The organism is Streptomyces sp. NPDC005266, from assembly GCF_040607655.1.
GTDB lineage: Bacteria > Actinomycetota > Actinomycetes > Streptomycetales > Streptomycetaceae > Streptomyces.
The window spans coordinates 83,311-92,268 of the sequence record NZ_JBEXHC010000027.1 but is presented as its reverse complement, the minus strand read 5'-3'; the positions used below and the strand labels follow the sequence as shown (position 1 = coordinate 92,268).

Below are 8,958 nucleotides of genomic sequence, written 5' to 3'. Positions count from 1 at the left end.
GCTGCATGCGGACTCGGACACGGCGGGGCCGGACCCAACAGCGCGGGTCCGGCCTCCGCCGTGTGCGGACCGCCCGCCCTCGAGGACGTGACGCGCAACTCGGGCGGGTAGCCGGTCCAGCGCGGTCTTGCTGGGCTGCATGCGGACTCGGACACGGCGGGGCCGGACCCAACAGCGCGGGTCCGGCCTCCGCCGTGTGCGGACCGCCCGCCCTCGAGGACGTGACGCGCGACTCGGGCGGGTAGCCGGTCCAGCGCGGTGGCGCGGGCAGGTGGGCCGTGTCGGCCGTGTCGTTGGTGAAGAGGACGGCGGGCGGGCGGCCGGGTAGCGGGTAGCGGGTAGCGGATGACCGTCAGGGCCGCGTGGCAGTGGTTGGGGCCCGGCCAGCGCCACTTGGGCGCGTCCAGCGCCACTTGGGCGCGTCCAGCGCGGCGCGGACGAGCCAGGCGATGGGGCTCATCACCAGACGGTCCGGAACGGAAAGGATCTCCTTGTGCCCGCGATACGGTCCCTCCGGACGCCGTATCGCGGCCACGCATATGCGCACCGGGCTTGCCCAGGTCCGCTGGAGACGTCACCGTTGTCCCCCCGGGCACGCGCCGCGCGCCCGCATTCGACTGGGGACCGGAGGTGCCATGGACCCGATCGTTCCACCCCTCGTTCCACCGTATGAGACCGTCGGCCAAGGGCCGAACCATGTGATGGCGGTGCACGGCTGGTTCTCGGACCGCGCCGCGTACGCCGCGATGCTGCCGCACATCGACCGGCGCGCCTTCACCTACGTCCTCCCCGATCTGCGCGGTTACGGGGAGGCGCGCGACCTCCCCGGCGCGTACACCACGACCGAGGCCGGCCACGATCTGCTCGCGCTCGCCGATGAGCTCGGTTGGGAGCGGTTCTCGCTCGTCGGCCACTCGATGGGCGGCGCGGTCGTCCAGCGCGTCGTGGCCGCGGCCCCGCACCGCGTCCGGCGGCTGGTCGGGGTCGCGCCGGTGCCCGCCGGCGGGGTGCCGATGGAGGGCGAGCAGTGGCAGCTGTTCGCGGGCGCCGCCGAGCGCCCCGAGAACCGGCGGGCGATCATCGACCTCACCACCGGCGGGCGCCACCCGGCCGCGTGGCTGGATCTGATGGTGCGGCACTCGCTGGAGCACAGCGACGCCAAGGCGTTCCGGGCCTGGCTGGACTCCTGGGCGCTGGAGGACTTCCACGAGGAGATAGAGGGTGCCCGGGTGCCGGTCCGGGTCGTGGTGGGCGCCCATGACCCGGCGCTCACGGCGGACGTGATGCGGCAGACCTGGCTGCGCTGGTACCCCAACGTCGAACTGGTCGAGCTGGCGTGCGCCGGGCACTACCCCGCCGATGAGACCCCGCTGGAACTCGTGCGGGCCGTGGAGGACTTCATCGCGGCTGACGCGTAGCCGGTGCGGTGGTGGCGGGTACGGCCGGGGACGGGTCCGCGGAAGCGATGGGGGACGCCGGAAGGGACGGCGAAAGGGAGGGTGAGGCCGTCGAGGGCGGGGCGGAGGAGGGCGAGGCGGAGGGACTGCCGGAGTTCTTTCCGGTGCCGGAATTTTTACCAGCGCTGTGTCTGGCCTCGCTCTCCTGGTACTTCGCCTCGCTCTTCCGGTACTGGGGGAGCAGCTCCTTCACGATCTTGTCCACATAGCCGCGCGTCTCCTGGATCTTCGGGATGCCGCGCGCCCTGAGGACCGCGTTCGGCCCCGCGTTGTAGGCGGCGAGCGCGAGCCTGGTCGCGGCGAGCCTGGTCTCACTGCCCGGGATCACCTTGACCACGCTGTAGAGATGACACATGTAGCGCGCCTGGGAGGGGATGGCGTCCCGGGGCTCCCAGATGTCGGCCTTGCCGTCGCCGTTGCCGTCCCGGCCCCACTCCTTCCAGGTGTCCGGGGAGAACTGCGAAATGCCCTGGGCATGCCCCGAGTCCGCGTCCGGCCGCCAGCCGCTCTCCGCGTCGATCTGCGCGGCCAGCAGCGGCACGCTCAGTGAGGGACAGACCCGGGCCGCCCCCTCCACCACGGGGCGCCGGGAGTCGGGGATCACCGGAAGCTTGGGCTCCGATGGCGCGGTGAGATGCCGTACGACAAGGACCGCGGCGACGACCAGGGCGAGGCTCGCGAGAAACGCCGCGACCAGCCCGGCAGCACGGGTCAGCATGCCGGCACCGGCAGGAAGGGGGTACGCATGGGGGGGACGGTAACCGGAATTCCGGGCCGAGTCGTCATCGCTCGCCGACACGGGACCTAGGAGGCATGGTGGGCCCGGGGCGCTCCCACCGGACCGGCGGGGGCGGGCAGCGGACCGGCCTCGTCCTCACCAGGCCGCTTCATCACGTAGGCCGCGCCCGCACCCGCCGCGAAGAGGGCGAGCACCGAGACCGCCGTACCCAGCCAGGTGGCGCCGAGCCACTGTCCGCCGACATAGCCGAGGGCCACGCTGTACGCCGCCCACGCCAGCCCGGCCACCGCCGACCACGGCAGGAACTCCGTGACCCTGCGGTGGGCCGCGCCCGCGCTCAGGCTGACGACCGAGCGCCCGGCGGGCGCGAAGCGGGCTATGACGACCAGTGGGCCGCCGCCGCGCACGATGGCGGTGCCCAACTTCTCCTGCGCGGAGGTGAGTCGGCGCGAACGCGCGATGGCACGGTCGAGCCGGTCGCTGCCGCGCCAGGCCAGCCGGTAGGCGACCATGTCGCCGAGGACGGAGGCGGTCGCCGCGCACAGCACGAGCGCGAACATGGCCGGAAAGTCGGCCGCGCCCGCCCGGCGCACCACCCCGACGGCGTCGACCGTGGTCCCGGCGGCCGCGGTGGCGGCGGTGATGACGAGGACTCCGCTGGGCAGAACGGGCAGAAAGACGTCGAGAAGGACCGATGCCGCGATGACCGCGTAAATCCATGGGGTGTTGGTCAGCGACCCCAAATGTTCCAGCAACGTTTCTCCCGATCCCGTTCCCCCCGCTGCGCATGTCGCCGGGAAGCGGCAGACGCCAGCCTGTACAGCCATACAGCGTACGCCTGCGACTCGTGAGGATACCGGTAAGGGGTGATGATGTTGTTCGAATCACGCCATGCGGGGCACGTGCCCCGCATGGCCTGAGACCTGACATGACGTGTATCAGACCGCGCTCGGCCGGCGCTGGGCTTCGGCCGAGGTGGCCGACTCCCGCGAGGAGCCCATGAACCGGTCCAGCGCCCAGGGGCCGGGGCCGGTGAAGACGAGGAGCAGAAGCGCCCAGCAGAACGTCGCGGCGAGTTCGCCGCCGTTCTGAATGGGCCACAGCTTCTCCGGCTGGTGCTCATGGAAGTACGCATAGGCCATCGAGCCCGAGGAGATGAACGCAGCGCTGCGGGTGCCGAGGCCGAGCAGCACCAGGGCGCCGCCCACGAGCTGGATCACCGCGGCGTACCAGCCGGGCCACGTGCCCGCGTCGACGGTCTCGCCGGTGCCCATCATGCCGCCGAACCAGCCGAGCAGGGACGAGGCGCCGTGGCAGAAGAAGAGCAGGCCGACGACGACGCGGAAAAGGGACAGAACGTACGGTCTGCCGTTGTCCAGGACTTCACTGAGGGTGCGCGGGGCGACGGGAGGCATGGGGACGTGCTCCTTGTTCCGGGGACGGGAAACAGCGGAGTCGTCAGGTTAGGGTGACCTCACTTGTGCTTGCAAGTTCAAGTTTTTGCCAATGCCGGGCCCCGGAAGGCGTGCTGAAAGCGTCCGAAAGCCGCCTCCTCAGAGTCCTGCCGCGCACATCGGCGCGTTTTCCTCCCAGGGCGGCGCCGTCACCGCGACGCGCAGTACCGCACGTGCCACCGCGTCCGTGTCGCACAGGGTGACGGAGTTCACCCCCGGCCGGGCCCCCGCGGCCGTCACCCAGTGGACGCCCTCGGTCGGCACCCCGATGGCGAAACGGCGCGGATGCGGCTGTCCCTGAGCGTCCACCAGCCGGTAGGGGGCGGCGGTGACATCGAGCCCGCCCGTCTCATAGCTCTCCACCCGGTGCGGGCGGCACTGTCCGGTGCTCAGCAGATGGCTCAGCAGCGCATCGGCCGTCCGTCGCAGATCCGGCTCCGGCAGCCGCGCCTCGATCAGCGTCGTCACCGTCACGGGAGGTCCCGGCACCTCGGCCGACCGGGCGGCGAATCCGGCGCCGCGCCCGTCGTGGTCAGGGGACTCCATGGACACGTCCAGCCGCGGGCCGAGGATCCGGAGCACCCCGGCTTCGATCAGCGCGGCCATCTCCTCGATCCGGCGGCGCGGCGGCCCGATCGAGAGGAACGCGTTCAGCGGGGTGTACCAGCGGTCGAGATGGGCCTGTCGCGAGGCGCCCGTCAGCCCGCCGTGATCGACGATCTGCCGTACCTCGTTGCGGAGATCGCGCAGGACGTCCAGGGCCGCCTTGACGGGGCCCGCCACATTGCCGAGGCGGGCGTGTGCCACATCCTGGCGCGCGTAGGCCAGCAGCCAGCGCTGGAAGTCCTCACGGTCCGTGAACTCGTGCCCCTGGTGCGGCTGGGACACCGTGTCCCAGGACCAGTGCTCGCTCTCCGGAATGCCGAATTCCGTCAGCACGGCGGCCTCTTCGGGGCTGCCGTGCTCGGTGGCCAGAAAGCGACTCCTGAAGCACGGTGGGCGGGAAGGGGCGACGGGAGAGGGGGTGGGAACGCCGGGCGCGCGGAGGGCCAGCAGCGCCTCGTAGTAGACCGTCTCGGCCTCCTTGGCCACCAGCGGCCATATCTCCGTCAGGAAGTCCGGCGGCTCACCGGCGTCCGCGCGCTTGCGGAACTGGGCGAGGACATCCGGGGTGAGCAGCAGCGGGGTGTGCCTGCCGCAGGGCCCCTTCGCGTTGTCGCCGCGCGCGTGGTACGGAATGCCGCGCCGCGACCCCGCGTACAGCCGTGGCTCACGGCCCGAGGGCCGGTAGACCAGCCCGCCGCCCTGCGGATGCGGGGCGAAGGTGCCGCCCCGGCCCGCCGTCAGCAGCGCCATGTGGTCGAAGAAGTTGAGGCCGAGGCCGCGCAGCAGCACCGGTTCGCCGGGTGCGATGAGCGACAAGTCGACATCGGCGGGGTTGGCGGGCGGGTAGTAGCGCAGCCCGTACCGCTCGGCGTGCGCCGCGTACCGCCGCTCCGTCTCGTCGGCGGTCGCGGGCAGATGGCCCTGGGCGAGGACGGCGGTGTCCAGCCCCTCGATCCGGGTGCCGTCGTCGAGCGTCAGCGCCTGCCGGCCGCCGGGTTCTTCGTCGAGCCGTACGGCGCGAGCCGGATGCACCCGGACGGTGACCGTGGCGGGGGCGCTTCCTACGACCTCGCCGAACACCCACTCCAGATAGCGGCCGTAGAGGGCGCGGCTCGGATAGTCGTCCGGGCCGAGCCCGGGCGCCAGTCCGCCGGCGGCGGCCCATTCGTACAGGCTCGGCCCGGTCCGTACCGGTCCGCCGCATTCGACGCTGTCATCGGTGAACAGGGTCACCTGCGAGGCCACGGTGTTCATCAGCAACTCGCCCGGCTGGGCGGTGCGCCACACCCGGCCCGCACCGGGCGGGGAGGGATCCACCATGTGCACGGTCAGCGGGGTATGAGGCGTCAGCTCGGGAGCCGAGGCACAGATGCGCTCCAGCACGCTGGTGCCGCGGGGGCCGGCGCCGACGATGGCTATGGCGTGGGGGTCTCCGGCCAAGGTGGGTGTCTCCCGGGGCAGATGTGACGCAGGAACCGCGCCCATCATGGCCGGTTGTTCCACCGGAATCGAGCAGTGTCCGGAACCTTCTACTCCGCTGTGGGGCGGATCACATCCTGGGATGGCTGACGGGGGTTTATGTCGCGGGTTGGGTGTGCTGCGCCTACCAGTCCGTTGACAGCTTCGTCACCAGCCGGGGCCCGCCGGTCCCTCCGTTCGCCTGGGCCTGCTCAAGGCGCAGCTGGGCGGCGCGGCCCCGCAGGGTCAGGGTCATCAACTGGTTGCCGAACCACGGGCCGCCCGTTTTGCGCCAGCGCAACCGGGAGCGCGGGACGCGGCCGTGGCGGGTGAAGAGACGGCCGATCGCCCGCCCCGCCGCGCTCCAGCCGAAGCGGAAGCCGAACCGGATCGGTGCCCCGATGCTGTTGTGGACCGGCGAACAGGTCAGCTGCCGCACCTGACTGCCCGGCCGGTGCGGCAGGCGCGACCAGTCGGCCTCCGCGATGTACGCGTGGTGCACATCGCCCGACAGCACACTGATCGTCGCCGGCGCCCCCGACGCACCGCCCACCTCCGCGATCAGATCGGTGAGCTCGTCGAAGGAGTCCGGGAAGGCGGCCCAGTGCTCCAGATCGCCGCGCTGCCGCAGATCCTCGCCGATCCGGCCCCAGCGCGCACCGCGTCTCCCGCCGCAGACCGAGGCGTTCCACTGCTCCACGTCGTGCACGAAGTGCGGCAGCAGCCAGGGCAGCGAGGTGCCGAGCAGCAGATGGTCGTAACGACCCTCCGACGTGCCCTCCAGCGCCTGCTCCCGCACCCAGGCCAGCTCCTTGTCGTGGAGCATCGCCCGCGCGCCCTCGTCCAGCACCCGCGCCGCACGCGTGTCGACCATCAGCAGCCGCGTCCGGCCGAAGTCGCGGCGGTAGCTCCAGCGTGTGTACGCCGGGTCCGCCTCCGCGCGGGAGGCGAACTCCCGCAGCGCCTCCGTGCCGTCGCCGTCGCCCTCCGACGCCTCGCGCATCGCCGCGTACAGCTCATCGGCGGCCAGCTCGGCGGGGGAGAGGTTGCCCAGGTGCTGATAGACCCAGTACGACATCAGGCCGCTCATGATCCGCTTCCGCCACCACGGGGTGGCGCGCATCCGGCGCAGCCATGCCTCGCTGGTGTTCCAGTCGTCTATGACGTCGTGGTCATCGAAGATCATGCAGCTGGGGACGGTGGAGAGCAGCCACCGCACCTCGGGGTCCAGCCAGGACTCGTAGTAGAGCCGGGTGTACTCCTCATAGTCCGCGACCTGGCCCCCGGGCGGATCGCTCAGGTCGCGGCGGGTGGCCAGCCAGCGGCGGGTCTCGGCGGAGGTCTCGTCCGCGTAGACCTGGTCGCCCAGCAGCACCAGCACATCGGGGCGCGGGCTGTCCGGGGTGTGGGCCAGGGTGCTCGCGAGGGTGTCGAGGGCGTCCGGCCCGACCGGGTCGTGCGAGGCGTCGGAGGGCGGCGCGGCCCACCGGCAGGAGCCGAAGGCGACGCGGACGGGCGCCCCCTTGTCCCCGTCCGGGGTTCCCGGCGCCGGCGTACGGATCGTGCTGTCCGGGAAGGCGGAGCCGGGCAGCGGCCAGACCTGCTCGCCGTCCAGCAGCACGCGGTATGCCGTCTCGCTGCCCGGCCGCAGCCCGGTGACCGGGATCAGGGCGTAGTGGTGGCCGGCGATCCGCCAGGTGCGGGCCGTGCCGCCGGCGCCGTCGGCGCACCGCACCTCGGTCTCGCAGGGCCGGTCGGTCTCGACCCAGACGGTCGCACGTGTCCCCGTCTCCCAGTCGACCTGGCGCAGCAGTGGTCCCAGGCGCAGCCCGGCCATCCGGTCCTCGCGGTCGTCCCGGCGCTCCATCCGGCCCTCCTCCATCGCTCCGTCCGTGTCCATGCCTCGCGCATGCAGTACCGCATACTCGCGTACGTACGGTACGAAACGGAACGACGGGGAGGGCGCGGCGGTCCGGAGCGTTGTCAGCAGCCGTTGAGGATGTTGCTGAGCGCGGACTTCTCGGCCGAGTCGAGGGTGAGCTTGTAGTAGTACTTCACCGATACCCACATCCGGGCGTACATGCAGTGGTAGGAGGTCCTCGACGGCAGCCACTCGGCCGGGTCCTGGTCGCCCTTGGCCTGGTTGACGTTGTCCGTGACGGCTATGAGCTGGGAGCGGGTCAGATCGTTGGCGAAGCCCTGGCGCTGGGCGGTGGTCCAGCCGCTCGCGCCGGACTTCCACGCCTCGGAGAGCGGGACGATGTGGTCGATGTCCACGTCGGCGGCGGCGGACCAGGTGGCGCCGTCGTACTCGGAGTACCAACTGCCGCTGGTCGCCGCGCAGCTGGAGTCGGTCTGGACGTTGGTGCCGTCGCGCTTGAGAACGACCTCACGGGTGTTGCAGGCGCCGCTCTGGGTGATCCAGTGCGGGAACTTGTCGCGGCTGTAGCCGTCGGACGAGCCCTCCGCCTGGACGGTCAGTGAGGCCAGCTGCGTACGGGCGGTGGCGGCGCTCGGCGGGGCGGGCGGGGAGGCCTGGGCGGACGGTCCGTTCAGTACGAGTGTGCCCAGCAGGGCGGCGAACCCGCCGAAGACGGACAATCGACGCGCGTAGATGCCGCGTCGGGTGGAGCGACTGCGCATTTCTGACATGCGAACTCCCTTGAGATGGGGGGTCGTTGGCCGCTGGTGCCCGGCCATCGTCGCGGCGCCGGGTATCCGTGGGGTGGGCGCCAGGTAACAGAGTGACGACGCGGTCATGTCAACGCAAGGGCTCCTGGGAGTCGGCTACCCCCGGGTGTGCGCGCCGTGCGGCGCCGCGGATTGGCCGCCGCCCGCCGCGGATTTGCCGCTGCCCGCCGCGGATTGGCCGTCGCGCGCCGCGGATTGGCCGTCGCGCGCCGCGGATCGGGCGCCGCGCGCCGCGGATCGGCCGCTGCCCGCCGCGGATTGGCCGCTGCCCGCCGTGGGTGGCGGCGTGTTCGCCGTGGGGTGGCGGCGTGTTCGCCGCCCCCGCTCTCGCGGCCGCGGCATTGCTGCCGGTCAGCGCCACGCTCGGGGCGGTGCTCGGCGCCCTGCTGCTGGCCGCCGTGCGGCCGTCGCGCCGTCCGTGCCGTCTCGCGGACAGCGGGAGTCGTGGCTACGCCCGCGCGATCGCCGTGGCGGGGGCGCGCGGCCGGGCCGCGCCGCCCATCGACGCGGGGGTGGTGCCGGTGGCCGTGGTGGTGCCGCCGACCGGGCTCGC

General features: G+C 72.3%; 7 protein-coding genes and 2 pseudogenes. 2 read left to right on the top strand and 7 right to left on the bottom strand.

Annotated elements, in window-relative coordinates; translation table 11 throughout:
• Window positions 1-223: 223 nt before the first annotated feature.
• Window positions 224-416, bottom strand: a pseudogene (locus ABZU99_RS32045) (histidine phosphatase family protein); the annotation flags it as partial.
• Window positions 417-635: 219 nt separating this feature from the next.
• Between ABZU99_RS32045 and ABZU99_RS32040 the strand changes: the two are divergent.
• On the top strand, window positions 636-1,418 hold the full coding sequence (locus tag ABZU99_RS32040; protein ID WP_355951433.1) for an alpha/beta hydrolase: 783 nt from the start codon (window positions 636-638) through the stop codon (window positions 1,416-1,418).
• On the opposite strand, the gene ABZU99_RS32035 is transcribed toward ABZU99_RS32040, so the two are convergent.
• From ABZU99_RS32035 to ABZU99_RS32010, 6 genes are all read right to left on the bottom strand, one after another.
• Complete coding sequence (locus tag ABZU99_RS32035; RefSeq protein ID WP_355951432.1) at window positions 1,399-2,175, bottom strand: lytic transglycosylase domain-containing protein; 777 nt, start codon at window positions 2,173-2,175, stop codon at window positions 1,399-1,401. The genes ABZU99_RS32040 and ABZU99_RS32035 overlap by 20 nt on opposite strands.
• An 86-nt stretch (window positions 2,176-2,261) precedes the next feature.
• Window positions 2,262-2,951, bottom strand: a complete 690-nt coding sequence (locus tag ABZU99_RS32030) for a VTT domain-containing protein (RefSeq protein ID WP_355951430.1) — start codon at window positions 2,949-2,951, stop codon at window positions 2,262-2,264.
• 183 nt (window positions 2,952-3,134) lie between these two features.
• A complete protein-coding gene (locus ABZU99_RS32025) occupies window positions 3,135-3,611 on the bottom strand; it encodes a DoxX family protein (RefSeq protein WP_355951428.1) in 477 nt (158 codons plus the stop codon).
• A gap of 138 nt (window positions 3,612-3,749) precedes the next feature.
• Window positions 3,750-5,696, bottom strand: a complete 1,947-nt coding sequence (locus tag ABZU99_RS32020) for an FAD/NAD(P)-binding protein (protein WP_356048498.1) — start codon at window positions 5,694-5,696, stop codon at window positions 3,750-3,752.
• Window positions 5,697-5,859: 163 nt separating this feature from the next.
• The gene (locus ABZU99_RS32015; RefSeq protein ID WP_355951492.1) at window positions 5,860-7,551 is read right to left on the bottom strand and encodes an alkaline phosphatase D family protein; all 1,692 of its coding nucleotides are present in this window, start codon (window positions 7,549-7,551) and stop codon (window positions 5,860-5,862) included.
• Window positions 7,552-7,697: 146 nt separating this feature from the next.
• Complete coding sequence (locus tag ABZU99_RS32010) at window positions 7,698-8,366, bottom strand: HNH endonuclease family protein (RefSeq protein ID WP_355951423.1); 669 nt, start codon at window positions 8,364-8,366, stop codon at window positions 7,698-7,700.
• A 347-nt stretch (window positions 8,367-8,713) separates the two neighbouring features.
• On the opposite strand from ABZU99_RS32010, the pseudogene ABZU99_RS32005 reads away from it, so the two are divergent.
• A pseudogene (locus tag ABZU99_RS32005) lies at window positions 8,714-8,958 on the top strand (ABC transporter permease); the annotation flags it as partial.

Coding starts and splice junctions, on each gene's coding strand:
- ABZU99_RS32015 (WP_355951492.1), bottom strand. CDS start 7,551: ATGGCCGGGCTGCGCCTGGGACCACTGCTGCGCCAGGTCGACTGGGAG.
- ABZU99_RS32040 (WP_355951433.1), top strand. CDS start 636: ATGGACCCGATCGTTCCACCCCTCGTTCCACCGTATGAGACCGTCGGC.
- ABZU99_RS32035 (WP_355951432.1), bottom strand. CDS start 2,175: ATGCTGACCCGTGCTGCCGGGCTGGTCGCGGCGTTTCTCGCGAGCCTC.
- ABZU99_RS32010 (WP_355951423.1), bottom strand. CDS start 8,366: ATGTCAGAAATGCGCAGTCGCTCCACCCGACGCGGCATCTACGCGCGT.
- ABZU99_RS32025 (WP_355951428.1), bottom strand. CDS start 3,611: ATGCCTCCCGTCGCCCCGCGCACCCTCAGTGAAGTCCTGGACAACGGC.